Origin of the sequence: Paenibacillus gyeongsangnamensis (assembly GCF_027533625.1) — a bacterium.
GTDB lineage: Bacteria > Bacillota > Bacilli > Paenibacillales > NBRC-103111 > Paenibacillus_G > Paenibacillus_G gyeongsangnamensis.
This window is the reverse complement of the sequence record NZ_JAQAGZ010000001.1, coordinates 166173-184988: the sequence shown is the minus strand read 5'-3', so window position 1 is coordinate 184988 and position 18816 is coordinate 166173. Positions and strand designations below refer to the sequence as shown.

At 49.8% G+C, this 18816-nt stretch carries 14 protein-coding genes and 1 pseudogene; 2 read left to right on the top strand and 13 right to left on the bottom strand.

What is annotated here, in order from left to right:
* Window positions 1–15 precede the first annotated feature (15 nt).
* The 5 genes from O9H85_RS00775 to O9H85_RS00755 all read right to left on the bottom strand — a co-directional run bounded on the left by O9H85_RS00775 (window position 16) and on the right by O9H85_RS00755 (window position 7452).
* The gene (locus tag O9H85_RS00775) at window positions 16–1536 is read right to left on the bottom strand and encodes an extracellular solute-binding protein (RefSeq protein WP_269879363.1); all 1521 of its coding nucleotides are present in this window, start codon (window positions 1534–1536) and stop codon (window positions 16–18) included.
* A 48-nt stretch (window positions 1537–1584) separates the two neighbouring features.
* Window positions 1585–2451 (bottom strand): carbohydrate ABC transporter permease, encoded by an 867-nt coding sequence (locus O9H85_RS00770; protein WP_269879362.1) that lies wholly within the window; start codon window positions 2449–2451, stop codon window positions 1585–1587.
* Between the two features lie 21 nt (window positions 2452–2472).
* Window positions 2473–3429, bottom strand: coding sequence for an ABC transporter permease (locus O9H85_RS00765; protein WP_269879361.1), 957 nt, complete (start codon window positions 3427–3429; stop codon window positions 2473–2475).
* 141 nt (window positions 3430–3570) lie between these two features.
* Complete coding sequence (locus O9H85_RS00760; protein WP_269879360.1) at window positions 3571–5886, bottom strand: helix-turn-helix domain-containing protein; 2316 nt, start codon at window positions 5884–5886, stop codon at window positions 3571–3573.
* A 102-nt stretch (window positions 5887–5988) separates the two neighbouring features.
* A complete protein-coding gene (locus O9H85_RS00755) occupies window positions 5989–7452 on the bottom strand; it encodes a sulfatase-like hydrolase/transferase (RefSeq protein ID WP_269879359.1) in 1464 nt (487 codons plus the stop codon).
* Between the two features lie 285 nt (window positions 7453–7737).
* Between O9H85_RS00755 and O9H85_RS00750 the strand changes: the two genes are divergently transcribed.
* Window positions 7738–8157 carry a cupin domain-containing protein gene (locus O9H85_RS00750; RefSeq protein WP_269879358.1) on the top strand — a complete coding sequence of 140 codons (420 nt, stop codon included), beginning with the start codon at window positions 7738–7740 and terminating at the stop codon, window positions 8155–8157.
* Window positions 8158–8311: 154 nt separating this feature from the next.
* Here O9H85_RS00750 and O9H85_RS00745 read toward each other — a convergent pair.
* Together O9H85_RS00745 and O9H85_RS00740 are read right to left on the bottom strand one after the other, a co-directional pair.
* A pseudogene (locus O9H85_RS00745) lies at window positions 8312–9924 on the bottom strand (glycoside hydrolase family 3 protein).
* Between the two features lie 92 nt (window positions 9925–10016).
* The gene (locus O9H85_RS00740) at window positions 10017–11156 is read right to left on the bottom strand and encodes an extracellular solute-binding protein (protein ID WP_269879357.1); all 1140 of its coding nucleotides are present in this window, start codon (window positions 11154–11156) and stop codon (window positions 10017–10019) included.
* Between the two features lie 389 nt (window positions 11157–11545).
* On the opposite strand from O9H85_RS00740, the gene O9H85_RS00735 reads away from it, so the two are divergent.
* Window positions 11546–12388 carry an AraC family transcriptional regulator gene (locus O9H85_RS00735; protein WP_269879356.1) on the top strand — a complete coding sequence of 281 codons (843 nt, stop codon included), beginning with the start codon at window positions 11546–11548 and terminating at the stop codon, window positions 12386–12388.
* Window positions 12389–12781: 393 nt separating this feature from the next.
* Here the strand turns inward: O9H85_RS00735 and O9H85_RS00730 are convergent, their stop codons facing one another.
* The 6 genes from O9H85_RS00730 to O9H85_RS00705 all read right to left on the bottom strand — a co-directional run bounded on the left by O9H85_RS00730 (window position 12782) and on the right by O9H85_RS00705 (window position 18785).
* On the bottom strand, window positions 12782–14287 hold the full coding sequence (locus O9H85_RS00730) for a right-handed parallel beta-helix repeat-containing protein (protein ID WP_269879355.1): 1506 nt from the start codon (window positions 14285–14287) through the stop codon (window positions 12782–12784).
* Between the two features lie 400 nt (window positions 14288–14687).
* The gene (locus tag O9H85_RS00725) at window positions 14688–15770 is read right to left on the bottom strand and encodes a peptidylprolyl isomerase (protein WP_269879354.1); all 1083 of its coding nucleotides are present in this window, start codon (window positions 15768–15770) and stop codon (window positions 14688–14690) included.
* A gap of 207 nt (window positions 15771–15977) precedes the next feature.
* A complete protein-coding gene (locus O9H85_RS00720; RefSeq protein WP_269879353.1) occupies window positions 15978–16613 on the bottom strand; it encodes an AraC family transcriptional regulator in 636 nt (211 codons plus the stop codon).
* Window positions 16614–16949: 336 nt separating this feature from the next.
* On the bottom strand, window positions 16950–17561 hold the full coding sequence (locus tag O9H85_RS00715) for a polysaccharide lyase beta-sandwich domain-containing protein (RefSeq protein ID WP_269879352.1): 612 nt from the start codon (window positions 17559–17561) through the stop codon (window positions 16950–16952).
* Window positions 17522–18346 carry a polysaccharide lyase family 8 super-sandwich domain-containing protein gene (locus O9H85_RS00710; RefSeq protein WP_269879351.1) on the bottom strand — a complete coding sequence of 275 codons (825 nt, stop codon included), beginning with the start codon at window positions 18344–18346 and terminating at the stop codon, window positions 17522–17524. The genes O9H85_RS00715 and O9H85_RS00710 overlap by 40 nt, the downstream gene beginning before the upstream one ends.
* A complete protein-coding gene (locus O9H85_RS00705; protein ID WP_269879350.1) occupies window positions 18327–18785 on the bottom strand; it encodes a hypothetical protein in 459 nt (152 codons plus the stop codon). Before O9H85_RS00705 ends, O9H85_RS00710 begins: the two co-directional genes overlap by 20 nt.
* Window positions 18786–18816 lie beyond the last annotated feature (31 nt).

Below are 18816 nucleotides of genomic sequence, written 5' to 3'. Positions count from 1 at the left end.
ATTGTTGAGCGTCTCCTATTTCTTTTGCGCCTGATACGCTTTGTTGACCGCATCCAGTACCTTACTGCCGCCCTGCTCCCGCCACTTCTTGGACAACTCGACGATACCCGCGTCGATGTCACGTTTCCCCGTCATCATTTCGAAAAAATATTGCTTGTACAGCTCATTCAGCACGCTCCCGAGCTCCACTTCCTCATCGGTTGTCGTGTTAAGCAGATTCGGCACCATATATTTGGTCGAGATGTCCACGGATTCCTTTGCCCGATCAGCCTGCGGCTCCGTTTGCGGCAAGTAATTCTCCGTCAGTGGCCAGACGACGCTGCCCCAGGCCAGCGGATGCGCCCATCCGTTAGCGGCGAACCCGTCCTTCGCCCGTTCTTGCTCATTGTAGACGATCTTATCGCCCTGCTTCGTGTAGTGAACGCCTTCAATTCCAAGCTCGAGCAGGTTGCGGCCTTCCTTTGACAGCATAAATTCAATGAACTGTGCCGCTTTGGCCGGATTCTTGGCATTCTTCGTAATGGCGGTAAACAAACCGCTCTTCGGTGCATTGCTCATCCCGCGTTTGCCGTCCGGACCGGCCGGCGGGGCTTCATAGCCGAGTTTGTCGCTCGGGGTTACCTTCTGCAGACTCGTCTCGAGCCGATTGACGTGGCGGAATAGCGGGGCTTGCATGAATCCGACTTTCCCCTGATAAAATTTCTCCTCGCGCTTCTGTGAATCGTTCAGCAGAAACTCCGGATCGATCAGCTTCTCATCCCACAGCTTGCGAAGGTACTGCATGCCCATCTTGAATGCCGGATGCTCGAAAATCGGCACGACCTTGCCGCCGCCATCCAGCACCCAGTCCCCGTGCGGGAGCCCGTAAGCATACATGACGAAGTTGAACGGAACGTTGCCTTTCTCGGCGGTAATGCCATAGGTATCGTGTTTTCCGTTCTTATCCGGATCTTGCGTTGCGATGGCCTTGAGCACCTGATACAATTCGTCCAGCGTCTGCGGCGGCTTCAGCCCCAGATTGTTGAGCCAGTCGGCGCGATAGGCAAGCCCCGCATTGGACCGCTCCTCGATGAACGGATACCCGTAATATTTGCCGCCAACGGCTGTCCACTGCAGGCTTTTCTCCAGCTTGTCTTTCACCGTCGGCATTTGGCCCAAATAATCGTTAAGCGGCAGCAGCAATCCTTCGCTGATCCACTGCTTTACAGACGGCGACGGGTAGTTGATCGTGACGACGTCAGGCCACTCGCCCGTTGCCATGGTGACGTTGATTTTCTCAAAGCCGTTCTCCGGTACGAACTTGACCTCGAGGTCGATGTTCAGCCGCTTGTTGATCTCGGCCAGTACGCGGTCGCCCGGCTGAAGCCCCTTCGCCGCATTGTCGCCCGGCGTCAGGAATACGATCTTGGTCGGTGCGCCGCTAGTCTTGCTCTCCTGCTTCGGTGCCGTCTCGTTCCCATTGCTGCTGCATCCCGCCGCCGTTGCCCCTAATACGGCAGCAAGCGTGAGCAGCATCCCCTTTTGCATACGCATCATCTGTTTTCCTCCTTCTGAATCATGAATCTTTGTATGAAATCCCGCCCGTCATTCCTTGACGGCGCCCAGTGTAACGCCTTGCACGAAATAACGCTGGAAGAACGGATAGATCGCCATGACCGGTATGGCGGAAATCATGATCGTCGCCATTTTAATCGATTGACCGAGCAGAAACGGGCTGTCTCCTCCCGACTGAAACGCAGCTTCGTTGTCGATCAGCATGGACCGGAGGAACAGCTGCAGCGGCCAGATGCCCTTGTCGGTAATGTACATCACAGCAGTGAAAAACTCGTTCCACTTCGACACCGCGTAGAACAGCGATACGGTGGCGATGGCCGGCATCGACAGCGGAATGACGATACGAAGCAGAATGCCGACATCGTTGCTGCCGTCTATTTTGGCTGACTCCTCCAGGCTTTCCGGAATGGTGGAGAAGAAGCTGCGCATGATGATCAAGTTATAGGTTTGAATTGCCGACGGAATGATCATCGCCCAGATCGAATTCAACATCCCGAGCTGCTTGACTACCAGGAAGTTCGGGATCACCCCGCCGCCGAACATCATCGTAAACACGATGGAGAACATGACCACCCTGCTGCCCGGCAGTTCTTTCTTGGAGAGCGCATAAGCGCCCAGCGTCGTTGCCGCCATGCTGATCGCCGTTCCAGCAACCGTGACGATAATGCTTACTTTATACGAGGTCCAAAGCTGGCTGAGCTTAAGCAAATACCGATATGCCTCCAGCGTAATGACCCGCGGATAAAGATGGATGTTCGTCGCGATGCTTTCGTTAAGCGGCGTGACGGATACGATCAGGGAATCCCAGAACGGATATAAAGTGGAAAGCGCTATCAAAGTTAAAAGAACGTTGTTTAAGCTGTCGAACAGCCTGCTGCCTAATCCGCCGCGCGGCATTGTACTCCCCCTCCACGCTTCTTAATAAATTCCTTGCTCGCCCATCATTTTGGACAGACGATTGGCGGCGACCAGCAGCACGAAGTTGATGGCCGACTTGAACAATCCGACGGCCGCAGCCAAGCTGAAGCGGCCTTCCGTCAACCCGATCCGGTACACATAGGTGTCGATGATATCGGCTACGTTGTAGACGCCAGGGTGGTACAGAATGAAAATTTGCTCGAATCCGGCTTCCATCAGACTGCCGATACGCAGAATAAAAAGAATGACGATCGTTCCGCGGATGGAAGGCAGCGTAATGTGCCAAATGCGCCGCCACCGGTTCGCGCCGTCCATCAAGGCCGCTTCGTACAGCTGCGGATTGACGCCTGCCAGCGCGGCCATATAAATAATCGTGTTCCAGCCGAACTCCTTCCAGATCATCGACCATACCAGCGTGCTGCGAAAATAGCGGTCATCCGTCAGGAAACCGACCGGATTGCCTCCGAACGCTCTAATGATGTTGTTGACGACGCCGCTGTCCGTGGAAAGCAAGTTGATCAATAAGCCGCCCATAATGACCCAGGAAATAAAATGCGGCAAATAAACGATTGTCTGCACGGTTCTTTTGAACACGATCCGTCTAGCTTCGTTCAACAAAATCGCCATAATCAGCGGCATCGGAAATCCGAAAACTAGCCGGTATACACTGATGATGATCGTATTCCAGAACACCTGCCAAAATTTGTCCAGTCCGAACAAATACTCAAAATTCTTGAATCCGACCCACGGGCTGCCGAGGATCCCCTTGGTGATGCTGAACTGTTTGAATGCAATCAAGGCGCCGTACATCGGATAGTAATGAAAGATGCCGTAATAAACGATGAGCGGCAGCAGCATGATGTACAAATAACGTCCCGCAACCATACGTTTCCACAGCATTCTACGCCTGCGGATCGCCGGTTCTACACCCGCCGCTGCTGTTGCCGGCACAGCCATAATGACCCCTCCCTTGCGTTGTTTTTTGTAAGCACTTTCAGATTAGGTAATAAGGGGAATTTGCTCAAGATTCAATTGGTGTAAACGGTTTCTTTTTTTGCCTTAGGTTGGGTATGAATTGATCGGATCGGTATCTTTCGATCAGTTCTCGCCCTTTAATCGGTCCATGACGGTGCGGTTGCGATATTCCGTCGGGGTTAGGCCGGTATATTTCTTGAATGTCCGGATGACGTTCTGCTTTTGACCGAAGCCGGTCTGCTCCGCAATTTCGGAAACGGACAGGTCTGTTTCCTTCAGCAGTCGGCATGCCTCTTCAAACCGGATTTCCGTTAAAAAATCGATGAACGTCTTTCCCGTTACTTCCTTGAAAACTTTGGACAAATAATTGCCGTTCATAAACACCAGATCGGCAAGCGTCTGCAGGCCGATCGGTTCGCGATAGTGCGCCCGGATATAACTGGCCAGCTTCCCGATCATTTCGATATTTTTATTCTCACGCTTGTCCCGCAGCTCGTCCCCCATTTGCGTGATGATTCGCCCCAGCCACTCACCGATTTCATCGAGATTGTGCAGCTTGGGAAACTCGGCGAACCAGCGGTTCTCCACATCGTCCGGCTCGTCCTCCTTCTTCACGAATTCCACCCGGACCGCAACGAGCCCGTTTAACAGATGCGTCAGAATCATATGCTTATAGGAAAACCCGAATTGCGGGTCGTTTTTCAACTCTCCTATCATTAGGTCCTTCGTCTGGAGCGCCTGCGTCAGGCTGCCGGTTTTCAAATCGCCGACCAGCCTGTCTACCAGGCCGCGATAAACGATAAAACGGTTCCGGTTGCCGCGGTTCACCTGCATGTCGTGGATAGACAGCACGCTCCCTTTGCCTGCGATCCGCTCGTACAAGAGTGCTTCCACCGCTTCGCCGTAGGAAAGGGATATATCCGACAGCCTCCTGAACCGGCCGCCGACACCGATAGTCAGCTGCACGTCCGGGATTTGTCCGGTCACGGCGTTTGTCATATGAAACGCCAGCTCTTTGGCCCTGCCGATCGCCCGTTCATGATCATCTTCCTGCCTGGCGTTCAGAATGACGACATCGTGCCGGTGAAACTGGCTGATATAGGCCCCCTTGCCGAACCGGCCAATCGCTTCCTCGCCTATCGCGCGTATTTGAAACCGGATCAGGTTAAGCGCATGCTCCTCCGTCTCCGGCAGCAAGATGCCGTCCAGATGAATGCGCAAGACCATGACGATGAAATGCTCCGGTTCCAGATTCAGCCGATAGTATCGGATCTGGCGCAGCATTTCGTCGTTCTCCTTCGCTTTGCCGGATAAGAGGTTGACGAGCACATGGTCCTGCAGGATCAGCTCTTGTTCGTGAAACTTCGCTTTGAACTCTTCATTCTGATGATGGAGATGGTCGATCGAGTCACGGATATAACCGAATTCGTCCCCGTGCGGGCTGCCCGGCAGCGGCCTTCCGATGTTGGAGGCGATATGCTGCACCATTTTTCTGACGGGTCGGTAAGACATTCCGGATACCGCGATCATAAGCAGAACTCCAAGCGCGAGACCGGTGAAAGAAACCAGCAACGTAAGGCGGAGTACTTCCTTGGACCGCTTGAACACTTCGTTGTAAGGGTTTAGTGTCACATAAATCCATCCGTTGAGTGAAGAAGTCATGTACGAAACCAAGGTCTGGTTGCCGTCCAAGTCTTTAACGAAGTACCCTTCCTTGGCCTTCCGGATCCGCACCATATCCGTCTCGTCGAACCGGGTCGGCAGCTGCTTTTTATCTTTATATGAAAGCACTTCGCCATCCGAATTCAGGATAGCCACATTCCCCAGCTTGCGCTGATTCGTATTCACGACCGCATTGTACAGCACATTCTCCTTCAGGTTGATCATCAGTACGCCTTTCTTCTGCGCGTTCTGGATCGGAACGCTGAAATAGAAAGAAATGACGTCGTCACTGCCGCCGCCATCGTTCAAACGATCCGCCTCCCAATCCGACGTTCCGCGGCTCGCAAGGAAGCTCTTCAAGCTTTCCGAATAAGGAAAAGTGGAAATGTCGTCAATGCCCGAACGGGAAATCAGCTTTTGGTTGACCGCGCTGTACAAGTAGATGGAGTGCAAATAATTGGAGGAGTTGATGCGATCGGAAAAAAGATTACTCGTATTGACTAAAAAATGATAATCCTCGTCCAAGTTCCAGGTCAGCCAAACTGCCTTCTCTACGTCGCTGTTCAAGGCGAGCGAGCCGGCCATTTGCTGCACCTCGCCCAGCGCCTGCTCGACGATCTTTCTTGTCTGCGCGAGCAGCTCCGTATTGGCGCCCAGCACTTCCTCCTTGAGCATCGAAGCCGTATACCGGTACATAAGCGCCCCTACGAGCATCGTGATTAATACGACGGCGATCGTTAACCGCAGCAGCAGACGGATGAAAAAGGTACGTTTCATCTAGATCCCCCTCGTATGATGGAAAATATCCTCATCCAGGCGGAAGCCTGAAACGGAAAGTATGGATATGGCGAAGGACGGCCAGAAGCCGTCCTCTCCTTACTATTTCGCCAGCGGCTTGAAGGCTCCGCCTTCCGTTACGCCCGGAGCAAGCGGACTCATCTGCCCGAATCCCGTAACGGGAGCGGATATGCCATCCTTCCCTGGGATCACGTATTTCCCGAACCATTCCCCTAGCCGGAACCGCAGCGCTTCAAGCACCTCTTGGCACTCCGAATCGTCAACCCGGTTGGCGTCCTCGTTCGGATCATTCCGCAGGTCGTACAGCTCGTGCGGCCCGTATGGATAGCGGTGCACGTATTTCCAATCCTGGGTCCGGATCATGCGGACCGGGCCGTATTCGTCATAGATGACGATATCCTCGCGGCCGGCTCCCGTTTCTCCCCGCAGCAGGTCGCCAAAGCTGCGGCCGGGCAGCCGATCCTGTTCGGGATTGGACAGTCCTACGTAATCCAACAGGGTTGGGAATACGTCGTACTGGCTAAGCAGCTCACTCATAATTCGTCCGGCAGGAATAACGCCCGGCTGGCTGAAAATGGCGGGAACCATGACCGACGTATCGTACATATTGAGCGGGAACGTACCGTTCCCTTTGCCCCATACCCCGTGATGCCCCATGTTCATGCCGTTGTCACCCATAAATACGACAAGCGTTTGCTCCCGAAGTCCCCGCTCCTCGAGCATATCCATGATTTTGCCGATTCCGTCGTCCATGGCGGTGATGGATGCGTAGTAGCCGCGCAGCAGCTCTTTGCGGCGTTCCCCTTCCCCATGCGGGGCCGTCCGGATCTGGTTCGGATGCGGCGTGAGCTCCGGCACCGATTCGAACGGGCAGTCGTCGTACATGGCGACGTACGATTCCGGATGCTCCGAGCGGTTCCAAGGCGAATGAGGCGCCGTATAGTGAACGCTCAAATAGAACGGGGATTCTTGACGCCCCAGCTCGTCTAAAAATTGCAGTGCATGATCCGTGATCAGATCGGTTACGTATTCGTTCACGATCTTTACCTCGCCATCCTGCACGATATCCGGCTTCATATAGGAGCAGCCCCCTCTGGCGATCGAAAACCAGCGTTCGAAGCCTTTCCTTGGGACCGCGTTGTTGCCCAAATGCCACTTTCCGCTTAACGCGCAGGTATAACCGGCCTCAGCGAGAAGCTCCGTATAAGTCGGCTGACCAGCCAAATAATCGACTGCGGTACGCTCGTCGGCAAACACAAGATGCGTGCGCACCTCTTCATTTAGCTCGCCTCGGTTCACGTTGCCCGAGCGAATCCAGTCGTGAACGCCATGCTGGGACGGAATTCTTCCGGTCATAATCGATGCCCGCGCAGGCGAGCAAACAGGCGATGTGCAAAAAAAATGATCGAACCGGGTCCCTTCGGCAGCGAGCTTGTCGAGGTGAGGGGTGCGAATTTCGCTGTTTCCGGCACTGCCGAGCGCCCAGCTACCCATATCGTCTACGAGTATAAATACGATGTTCGACTTCCGTTTGATATTTTCCATTGTATTGTCGTTCCTCCCGACACTGCTGTTTTCATCTTTCTTCTCCATTTAAAGAATACAATTTACATCCATTCAATCCCATGCCAAAATTGACGATAAATTTGACAATTCTTACGATGAAGGCAAAATAGCAATCCGTAAGAAACCTAAAAATGTATTAAATGATATAGTAGGGCAGTAATAACTAATAAAGTTGGGAGGAATGGAAATAACTGAAAAGCAAGGTACAAACAACGAAAGTAACGAACGCCGCTGAAAATGAAAATATGCGAGGTGAGTCGACAAATGAACGGAACTAATTTCAACGTTGTGGAAGCAGGTTCTTTTAGCGGTCTTTTGAGTATGACGAAGGATCCCATCCCAGGTAAGTACTTTCTGAAGGATAGGCTTGGACTAACCGGCATGGAGGTTTCATTGAACCAACTGCCGGAGGGAGGCGCTATCCCGTTCTATCACACACATCGCGAGAATGAAGAGCTATACCTTTTCATTGGCGGCCGAGGTCAGTTCCAGGTGGATGGACAGATTTTTGATGTCAAGGAAGGAACAGCGGTCCGCGTTGCACCTGAAGGCGAACGCACGCTACGCAATAACGGTACTGGGGATTTGTATTTCATCGTTATTCAAGTTCAGGCCGGCAGTCTCCGCCAATGGGTGGAGACGGATGGCGTCATTCTGGATAAACCGGTGACTTGGTCGGAATAGCGACCCTATGCTGGGGTGGGGAACAATTTAACGGCTCCTTCGAGAAGCCCAAACTTATTTAATATTTAGTTCGATTCAATCGAAGTTTACAGCAGCGGCCTCGGAATACGATAATCGTGATCCGAGGCCGGACCTGCCAATTGAATCCTCCCCTCTACAGACCGTATCCGTAAACGTATTTATCATTTACGTTCACAGGAAGCTTGCCAGAGGCTTTCAGCTCGCCGAACAACACTTTGACAGCCGAATCAATCGAAGAGTTGCAATCATTGTATACGCACACGCAGTTGGCGAATACGCCTTCTGTCTTTCGTAAGATGTAAGGACTGCCAAAAATAAGAAAGGTCATACCGGGATCGTACTGCTTTATTCGTCCGATCAATTCGCTCTGGCGCTGCGATATCGTGCCGCTTCCATCCTTGTAGCTTATTACGCGGACGAATGTACCGAATATGACATGGTCATAATGGCCTTCACCTAATGCGGCCGATACGCGGTCAACATCATCCTGATCCGGTTCCTCGCCAACGACGCACAAATCCGCCTGACCGCAGTGCGGCACGCAGCGATCAAGCAAATAAGCCGCCTTGCTCGCAATGCGGATGCCCATATCCTCGACTTCGCGCCCTTCGTCCGCACTGCGTGTCGCCACAACGAGCACCTTCCTCTTGAGCGATGGGGGCAAAGGCACGGACTCGCCCTCAAGCACGGTGACGGAATGGTCAGCAATTTCCTGGGCAATATCACGATGCTCCTCCGACGCTAGAATCGCCTGCACGTGCTGAAGGTCAATTTTACGATTGTCCAAAAGGTCGAACTTTTCCTTTACCTTCAGAATGCGCCTAACGGATTCGTCGATATGCTCCATTGACAGTTCCCCCGACTCTACAGCCTGGAGCAGCGCTCGGACCGTGATCTCCGGATTGGATTGATAATCTTGAAGAATGATGTCGTTGCCAGCCTGAACTGCCATGACCGCTGCCCGCTCAATGCCGTATTCGTCCTTGACCGACTTCATCGTCAGACTGTCCGACACAATCAGCCCCTGGAAGCCGAGCTTCTCCCGCAGCAGCTTCGTAATAATCGTTCGGGAAAGCGTCGCCGGCACCGGCTCTTCCCCCTCCTCCATAAGGGCAGGATACAATATATGCGCAGTCATAATCCCCATCATACCTTTGGCGATCAGCTCTCGAAACGGGCGCAGCTCCGTTTCCATCAACTGCTCGAGAGAACGCTCCACCTTCGGCATGGAGATGTGCGAGTCGATGTGCGTGTCCCCGTGTCCTGGATAATGCTTGCCGTTCGGAATGACCTGCGCGTCCTGCATCCCACGGACGTACGCTTCACCGAGCTCGATAATATGCTCCACCTTATCGCTTATCGCGCGCGTATTAATAATCGGATTATCCGGATTGGAGTTCACATCCAGAACCGGATTGCTAATCATGCCGAAGCCTACTGCTCGAGCCTCCCGACCGATCGCCCACCCCATCCGGTAAGCCAGTTCCGTGAAAACGTCGCTCCAAGCGCCATCATGGACGGGAACGTTGTGCCCGCTTGCATATGCCGCCTAATCCCTTGCTCGCCATCGGAAAACAGAAGCAGCGGCACAGCAGCGGCCTCCATATATTCGTTCACTTTATCGACAAGGGAATGTAGTCCTGTCAAAGACTTTTTGAAAAAAACTGAACCGATCGAGCCAACCTCTCCTCTTCTCAGTCCTTCCAGAACCTCCTTATCATAGCCTCCTGCTCGCACGCAAATCATTTGTCCCAATTTTTGCTTCAGCGTCATTCGCGCCAGCCATTGCTCCGCATTGCTCATCTCATTGTGCCTCCCGCTCTGAAGATAAGTAACCATTATTTTTTCACCGATTGGATCTCAGCCGTTGAGGCCTCCTGCACTTCCCTGAGCGCAGTATTACTGTCTTTCTTGCCCGCCGCAATATCGGTGAAGGCTGTGTTTATTCGCTTTGCGACAATGTCGTCATATTTGGTGACGAACGATGCATTAGCGCGTTTTGCAGGAAAGAACGCCCCAACGTTTTTACCTTTATAATTTTTCCCGTTGGCAGGGTCCCCTGCTTCACCAAAAGCCTTAATGATTTCCGGATTGCGCACACTTGGCAGTGTCCCGGCTTTGGAAATGCGCATCTGGTAGTCATCCGTAGTTAGTGCCTTCAAAATTTCAAACGCGAGCTCTTTATGCTTGCTCGTGCTGGAAATATTCATGTATGTTGGATAGACCTGCGGTCCAATGCCAGGCGCCTCCTTGAAGTAAGGAAGGCTTACCATATCCCAGCTGTCAAAATCCCATTTGCCGAACTGATACGCCATCATAGCGACATTTTTTTCTTTACTGAACATATCGGTCGTCGCCTTCTCATTTCCGGGAATACTCGCAAATCGTGTGAAGTTTTCCATAAACAGTCTGAACTTATCGTCGCTTACGAGCACCTTTTGAGCCTTCGGATCGTAGTAAGAAAGCGATAATTGGTTCACGTTGTACATAAACGGATAGCGTGTAGAAAAGCCGTAGTAAGAGGTGCCGTTATCCATCCGGGTTAATTTTCTGGCTAATTCGTAAGCTTCGTCCCATGTCATGCCGTCCTTCGGATAAGCCACTCCGAACTTATCGAATATATCTTTGTTGTAGAATAAAGCGACCGGGGCATTGCTGATCGGAAACCCATAAATCCCTCCGCTGCCGAACTGCTTTTGGTATTCGACAGCATACGGTTCCAGCCGGTTGATGTCATAGTTGTTTTTCTTAATCAGCTCGGACATATCATACAGCAGGTTCGTCTCAGCTAACAACGGAAAAGAAAAGATGGAGCTGATGATCAAATCGATCTGCTGACCGGAAACGACGAGATCCTGCGGGGTCATACCTTTGCCCGTAGCGATAAAGTTGATTTTCACATTCGGAAATTTGGCTTTGATTTCTTTGCCGAAATCTGTGGCATTATACCATTCAAGGTTTGCACTGGCATTGGACACATTGTATACAACGATTTCAGCTGCTTCCGTATTGATCCCATTTTGTTTACTCGGATCAGCCTTAGCCGGTGCTTCTGTTTGACCGGCTCCTTGGCTGCAGGCGGTCAATAAACCAAGAACTAGAAAGACGTGTAATGCTTTTTTCCAATTACGCTTACGCTTTAAAATGGAAATCCCCCCGTATTCGCAAACGTTTTCAACGTTGCATGCCTGATATCTCTCATCTCCATTTTAAGAATACTATTTACATCATTTCGATCCCATGGCAAAATTGACGATAGATTTGACAATTCTTACGATGAAGGCGAAGGAGCGGCCCGCCGATGTTTATCCTGCATCCTCATGCACAAAGACTCGAATTTAGTCTCCAGCCCAGATGGATTCGGCATATGGATAAGCCGCATGATTTCAGCTTCGGTCCTGTCACCAGTCCATTCCCGGTCTTCTGGCTCGTACTGGACGGCACTCGTACCATTCAAATCGAGGAAGAACGTCACATGATCCACAAGGGTGACCTAGTTGTGTTCCCACCCGGCGTTCCTTATCAGCTCCATCCGTCGGAAGCCGACTCTAGCGTTCGTTACTTAGCGCTCAGCTGTACTGTGAAGCTGGGACCGTTCGATTTCCATGAGTTATATCCGTTCCCGAAGATGACAGCCGTCTCCGACGGCGCTGAGTTCAATGGGCTTTCCGCCCTCTGGATGGAATCGGTCGGCTTGTTCGAGCAATTTGTCGCACTGTATGAACGGAATGAACACCATACCGCCGATGAAAACAGGGGGATGGCGCCGGACCTGACCGTTTCACTTGCGCTGCTCCGCGTTCAAGGAGCCTTGCATCAATGGTTTGCGCAATTATTGTCGCTGCTGCTGCCGCAAATGCCGGATCAGCCGCCTGTCATCGATCCCCGTATTGTAAAAGCCTGCACTTATATGCAGGAGCATGTACAGGAAACAATCCCGCTTGAGAAGCTGGCCGCCCATGTCTATTTGAGTCCGAGCCATTTCAGCCATTTGTTCCGGATGGCTCTCGGTCAACCGCCCGCCCAGTATTTGCGGAACTACCGGATCCGGCTCGCCAAAGAGCTGCTGGTTCAGACCTCTTGGCCCGTCGGCGAAATCTCGCAGCTAGTAGGCTATGGCGAGCTTAGCGAGTTCAGCCGCGCTTTCCGTAAAGCCGCAGGACAGAGTCCGCAAGCGTACCGTCAGGAAAGGCGGCATACGAATATCTGATAGCTGCCTGCTTTCGGACAAACAGGCATCCGCCGTTCCGGACCGCCGAGTAAAGACACACTATTCGCTCGAATTATGCTTTTAATAAGAATATAAAAATCCAGTTTTGACGATATGAACGCGATCCGATGTAACCAGACCCCAAAACCTTTTTTTCAATTGGTTCCATTTGTATTTTAAAGATAGTCGGGAGGGAGAAAGGAATCCCTCCCGCGCAAAATTCGGCTTTCTCTGCTGCCAAGTGAATCCGCTATTCAGACAATACTCCGTCTTTCACTACACCCGATAGTTTGTCCGTAGCGTTTAGCTTAACGTAACCGCCCGTTCACTCCGTCCGGCTGAGAAAGTATTATCGCTGCCTTTGTCTCCAGTGCTGTCTTGTTGATGATAAAACTAACGCCCAGCACCGTTATAAGCTCCAATGTTTGGCGCAGTACTAGACGAAACCGAATTCCCCCAATAATCCTGTCCGCCGTTATTAGATATGAGTACGCCGCTGCTCAGAGCGGGCGATCCCGTTCGCAATTGATATCCATCTACTGTATGAATACCTGTGCTGCCGTTGCCCGGATTCACAAATAGCGGGTCTGACGTCAAGTAATTCGTCCCTTTTGGTGTAATGCCGCCATAGAATATATTATTGGTTAAAGAGGATGTGCTGCCAATCCCTGAGCCCCAAGACGCCGTTCCTTGTACGTCAAAGATATTGTTGCTGAATGTAGTGGCAATGGCAGAATTCGAAACAATGATTTTAGGGTTGATGCCTGATTTTGTATAAAAAACATTATTGTAGACTTGCGCATTGGTTACATTCGTATCTGGAAATCCGTAGTTTAAAAAAGCTGCATCGTTTTGCGAGATATTGTACCGGATCGTTACATCTTTATTGTATTTTCTCATAATTTCGAAAGCGGCACCCTGATTATCATGCGAATAATTATATTGAAACACCGTTCCGTTGCAATTATAATCGGCATCGAAACCAGCGCCGTCAAATCCGCCACTTACTAATACGGTATTATAGGCTTCATTGAATTGAAAGACGGTATTATCCGAATTCCATGGCCAAGCACCGGCGCCATTCAGCTTTGTAGCAGAATTATTGATAGTATTATATTGGACAAGCGCATTTTGGGTTTCCCTTATTATCATTCCGTCTTTAGCGCATTTTTCCAAATAATTGTTTTGAACTAGAACTCCAGTTGCTTTCGAACTCGACGATTTGGTTTCAATTCCTACCCCGTCAATATTTTTAATCGTATTGTTTGATATCTGGATGTCGTTGAAATAGGTTTGAACCGTACTGCCCGTCACTTCAAAGAAAATGCCCCCCGAAGTTTTAGCAATAGCTGTGGTTGACAAGTCGCCATTCACATCGTGCACATACGTATTTTGAACGTAAATGTGATTGACTGTTCCCGCATCTTGTGCAGTCACATTGATGCCACGTCGCGCCATGGTTGTTCCATTGGTCAAATTGGTGATTTCCAAATTATTGATTTCCCAGTACTGCTGGTTGTGTAAGTACAGCGTAGCCGTTACCGTCCCGTCGCTATTTATGATCGGTTTATTCCCCGAACCGTACATGTCGATGATGATCGGGCTTACGCTGTTCCCCGATCCTTGTGGCGCTAATTGCCCGGTCCAAGACGAGCCCGCTTTGAATAAAATTTTATCCCCTGCAACGAAGGTATTACTGTTCACTTTAGTCAACGTTTGCCACGGGGTGCTGGAACTTGTCCCGTTATTGCTGTCGCTTCCACCAACGGAATCCACATAATAAGTCGTCCCTGCTGCTTGTACCTTCAGAGAGGAAAGAAACGGCACCTGGGCCGGCAACAATCCCAGTACCAACACCAACGCAGCCAAGACACACCAAACGATTCTAATCCTTTTCATAATTTGCTTAGCCTCCTTTTTTCCATACCTTAGTTTTATGCTTAATTCATCATAAGCCGTGCTGTATCGCATCCCCTGGAGTAGTATATTTTCTCATTGGAGCTCAATTCAGAATAATTACATTTCCACCCCCCTTAACTCCGTTGGCCCTTTTACTTTTGAAGTTTTAGGCCGTATCGCAGCCCCTGGAGTAGTATGTTTGCTCATTGGAACCCAATTCAGATAATTACATATCAACCCCCCCCTTAACTTAGTCCCCTTTACTCTTGAAGTTTTAGGTCCATTAGCCTCAGGCAACCATATTGGTCCCGCATCTTCATCACTTTCGGTTCTTTGGGTAAGACGCCCAATCGAACGCTGTACTGAAATGCGGCCTATCCCCGTAGTGGTGAATATTCTCTTATTGCATTTGTAAACGGTCGTAAAGCTTACGGTTCAGCACCACCTTCGCTTGTCCAGACAACTGATCCACCAAACCGGCATACTGCGTGTCGACGTATCTCTGGCGTACATTGTCTTTGACTTCGTTAAAATTCTGGTATCCCATGGCTTTGCGATCCAACACCTTAATAATGTGTGCGGCCGTGCCGAAGAAAATGGGTTGGCTGATCTTACCCGGTTTCAATGTGGAAACCGCTTCCGCCAAACCATAATTTTCCTCCGAAAGGCCCCTCATGTCCTGAACAGTGTAGACTTCTTCATCCTGCTTTACACTCCATCCAACCTTCTTCGCATAGGCCTCCGCCCGGTCCATCTTATCACCGTTCGTTGGGTCCTGCTCCAGCTTGCTTAGTGCGGACTTCAAGTCCTCTGCTTTATCCCCAAAGTTTTCCGCGGAGTTCCCCCCGTAGTCGATCGTAAGCTGTTGAACGCTAACATTATCTGCTATCCTGAATGCTTTTTCTTTCACCGAATTGTAATAATCCTGCAGCTGCTCGTCGGATGCGTGCCATTCTTTTGCAACCAGTTTTTGTTTAAGGGCAATCACCTGATTGGAAAACAAATAGGGATAATATGTCGAAGCGTCAAATACCTGCGGTCCGTAAATCGGCTTGCCTGCAGCGACGGTCGCCTTTCTTCTCGCATTCTCTTTCTCCAACTGGCTCAAAAAATGACTGTAGCTAATGTTGTCTGTAATCCCTTCGGTTTTCATCAGAATTTGTTGCATTTTGATGCCAATCATTGCTTTCATCGCTCTTGTTTTAGCCACATCGATCGGGATTTCCCCGTTAATGGGAGTTGTCCAAGATTGCCCATTTACCGTAATATGGTAAGTATCATGAAAATATTGCAGGACTCCTGCCTTCTGTTCCTGCAGCACCATTTGAAATTCTCGTTCATTGATAGGCTCCCCATTAATCAAAGCGATGTCAGAGCTATCTTGAGAACGGGGCGCCTTTAAGACGGCGGCCAGAAACGTAGCAATAAAGATAAAACAAAGGATTCCAAATACGATCCATTTTTTGCGCTTTTGTCTTTTCATATCCGAGATCATCCCCGAAAGTAGGTTGGGAGCCGCATTCCTTGGGAGTGCAACTGCTAAGATATTACTAATGCGCGTTACCTTCAAGTTTCGCAAATATGTTATCCCTTACTCATAAACGGATAAAGCGCTTTCATAAATATCAACTTCTTTCTCAAGAAACCCCTGTTCTGAACGAGCTGTTCAAAAGATAATGTTGTATCCTTGCTACGTAAACTGATCCCTGTATTGCTTCGGGGTCATTCCTTCTTCACGCTTAAAGGCGCGAATGAAATTCGATGAGTTCCCAAACTGCATACGCTCCGCAATCTCACCCACGAGAAGATCGGTCTCGAGCAGCAGCTTCTTTGCACTCATGATGCGATAGCGCGTCAAATAATCGCTAAAGGTCACACCTGTTTCCAGATGGGACACCTTGCTCAAATATTTGTGGTGGTAGTGCAGTTGCGACGCGATGCTCTCAAGTGTTAAATCTGTATCGTACTCACTCTCGATATATTGCAGTATTGCTTGCGAGATAGACTTCGACTTCTGGCTGCGAATTTGATCCATCCAATCCATGACCGGCTGTAATATATGGAGCTGGAACCAGCGTTCCATCTCTCCGCGGTTTGTCAGCTCCTGCATTCGCTTGATGAGGCGATGGTCCGAGAGCTGCCCTGAAGACATGCCAGCATCCTGGGGATGCTTGATCAACTGCGCGAGCAGCCGGCACAAGAACAACATTCGTGTCTGCTGTTCCATCGGATGCTCGTTGATTCGGATACCGGAATACGCGTGCTCCCTCTTGTTCCAACCGCGCATCCTCATAAAAAACGATGGATTCCTGTTCGTAGCCTTCATTGAAGAACATCGCTTCCTTGGCCTCGTTTACCGCTTTTTCAAGCTGTCCTACGGAAGTGTACACGCCGCTGATTCCGATCTGGGTGGATAAACGCAAGTAGCTAAGCACCAAGAATTGCAATCGTTCGGCAAGCTCATACCAGCTATTCTTGATCTCATCGTTATCGCGCAGGGTCGTACCGATGACCGTAATCTGAAACTCGCCTTTCACAACGGGAGTCAAGCTGAACGATTCCGAAAACGTCTCGGAAGCAATATTACTAATGGCGAACAGGAGCAATTCTTTATCTTTCTCTAAATACTCTGTTGCCGAGAGGTCGCAAATACGCAGCGCGATCACCCCAAGATGTACCCAACCGTTGGTTTGCGGATATAGAAGCTCCCGCTTCTCCTCCATCTGCGACAGGCGTAAGCCTCCCTGAATTTCAAAACGACTGTTTTTGGCTTGCCAATCTCAGGTGTTCCTGGCAGTTTTATTGGAACCGCATACCATTCATTTTCAATGGCAGTGCCTTCACCCTTAACCGGTATGGTTAAATAAACGATGATTTCTTCCAAATTTGCGTCTTGGTAAGGATCGCTTACTGTTACAAACAGCTCTTCTCGTTGTTGTTCCAGCATGACTACAGCAGGTTTAGAAACCTTCATATTCAACGTATCCGTTATGCAAACAGCCTCATGATCATAGAACACGGCCTGAATTATGCTATTATCATTATTTGCTAAAGCCTGCAGTCTAGTCGTGTTGGATATGATGTTAACAGGATTTGAGTCCAGATACGTTTGCGGTTGTTGATCACCGACGTACATTAAATACGAATACTTGCTTTCAACAGGCGACGATCCATGATTCACCCATAACTGAAAAATTTTTAAATATTCATTATCCGCTTCACGATTTGTAAAGTTCAACAATTCCCAATGCGTCTTCCTTTCCTCCGCCAACATGACGATCTCCCCGGAGGTAGTTCCGGAAATATCGCATACAGAATCCCATTCTGCTTTACCCACGGAATATCGTTGCCGGACTCGCACCCTTTCAATGTTTCGTGTACATATTTATTGTCCGTCCTGAAAGTCTCGGTGGTAGATTTCCCAGACTTATGATATAAGATATCCGTAGCCCACTTCGTCTGATTAATCGTAGTCCGGATCTCGCTGCCCAAATCCGGCTGCTGATCCGATATCCCCGCGCCAAGGCAGACAATCGTATCTTCCATGATAAAATAGCTCTTATATGCTTTTAGACCAAAAATCTCTTTATTCGATTGAAGATGTTTAACACCGCCCCCGTCCGGTTTCCTCTCATCATCCTTCTCAAATATAAAGGCTGCCGCACCATTCTCACCCCGGGCAACGCCCCCCGCATAAGGATGAATACTGTTATAACCAGACCAGTTCGTCTCGGGCACAAGCATTGCCGTCTTTACGTGGCGCGCTGTTATTCCGGGCAAGGAGGTTATTTCCCAGGCCCCTTTGCTTTTTGCCCATTCATCGCCGTCTCGGGCTATGACATAGGAACCGTCCGCTGTAAATAAGTTAAGCTTATCCGCCATCGTATGAGCGAATTCTACACCGCCGCAACGATTTGAAGCCATGTTTACGTAAAAATACAGCTTATTGGTTTTCTTGATTAAATCGTCATTGTTCCAGAAGTAGCGTACCCCTTTGTAATAACCTGAAGGATAGCCGTCCATCCTCTGGATATCTTTTTTACCCAGAAGATCGTTCATTTCTTTCAGCTGCTCTTCCGTTAACAAAGAACCCCGTCCTGTCAGCTTCCAATTGACAATAATAAGTAATGCCTTTAAAAATCCTGCATTTCAAATGTTCATCATTCAGCGGTTTTTCACGGGACCAATGGAATGCTTCCGAAATCGCAGTCAGCCGCATGATGGCAGCAAAGATATCTTCAAAGGAATCACTCAAATCCGCAAAGCGACCATCTTCCTTGAGCTGTGCTATATAATGGTCGTGCTCACGATAACCCATATAGGTATTAGCGCGAAAAGGGGTGCGCGCAATTTGCCTGCGTAAATATTTTAAAGCTTGACTTTTTTTAAAATTCAAATCGGCTGTGTTCTTGCTTAGTTTATGAACACATTCGCTGCATTCCAAGGCGCTGCTCCAATAGGACTCAGGTATTAGCTCAGCATTTATATAATTATTCATATCTCTCCTCCTTCGTCGCTTCTTCCTGTGC

Coding starts and splice junctions, on each gene's coding strand:
- O9H85_RS00775 (WP_269879363.1), bottom strand. CDS start 1,536: ATGATGCGTATGCAAAAGGGGATGCTGCTCACGCTTGCTGCCGTATTA.
- O9H85_RS00770 (WP_269879362.1), bottom strand. CDS start 2,451: ATGCCGCGCGGCGGATTAGGCAGCAGGCTGTTCGACAGCTTAAACAAC.
- O9H85_RS00765 (WP_269879361.1), bottom strand. CDS start 3,429: ATGGCTGTGCCGGCAACAGCAGCGGCGGGTGTAGAACCGGCGATCCGC.
- O9H85_RS00760 (WP_269879360.1), bottom strand. CDS start 5,886: ATGAAACGTACCTTTTTCATCCGTCTGCTGCTGCGGTTAACGATCGCC.
- O9H85_RS00755 (WP_269879359.1), bottom strand. CDS start 7,452: ATGGAAAATATCAAACGGAAGTCGAACATCGTATTTATACTCGTAGAC.
- O9H85_RS00750 (WP_269879358.1), top strand. CDS start 7,738: ATGAACGGAACTAATTTCAACGTTGTGGAAGCAGGTTCTTTTAGCGGT.
- O9H85_RS00735 (WP_269879356.1), top strand. CDS start 11,546: ATGGATAAGCCGCATGATTTCAGCTTCGGTCCTGTCACCAGTCCATTC.
- O9H85_RS00730 (WP_269879355.1), bottom strand. CDS start 14,287: ATGAAAAGGATTAGAATCGTTTGGTGTGTCTTGGCTGCGTTGGTGTTG.
- O9H85_RS00725 (WP_269879354.1), bottom strand. CDS start 15,770: ATGAAAAGACAAAAGCGCAAAAAATGGATCGTATTTGGAATCCTTTGT.
- O9H85_RS00720 (WP_269879353.1), bottom strand. CDS start 16,613: ATGAAGGCTACGAACAGGAATCCATCGTTTTTTATGAGGATGCGCGGT.
- O9H85_RS00715 (WP_269879352.1), bottom strand. CDS start 17,561: ATGTTGGCGGAGGAAAGGAAGACGCATTGGGAATTGTTGAACTTTACA.
- O9H85_RS00710 (WP_269879351.1), bottom strand. CDS start 18,346: ATGAACGATCTTCTGGGTAAAAAAGATATCCAGAGGATGGACGGCTAT.
- O9H85_RS00705 (WP_269879350.1), bottom strand. CDS start 18,785: ATGAATAATTATATAAATGCTGAGCTAATACCTGAGTCCTATTGGAGC.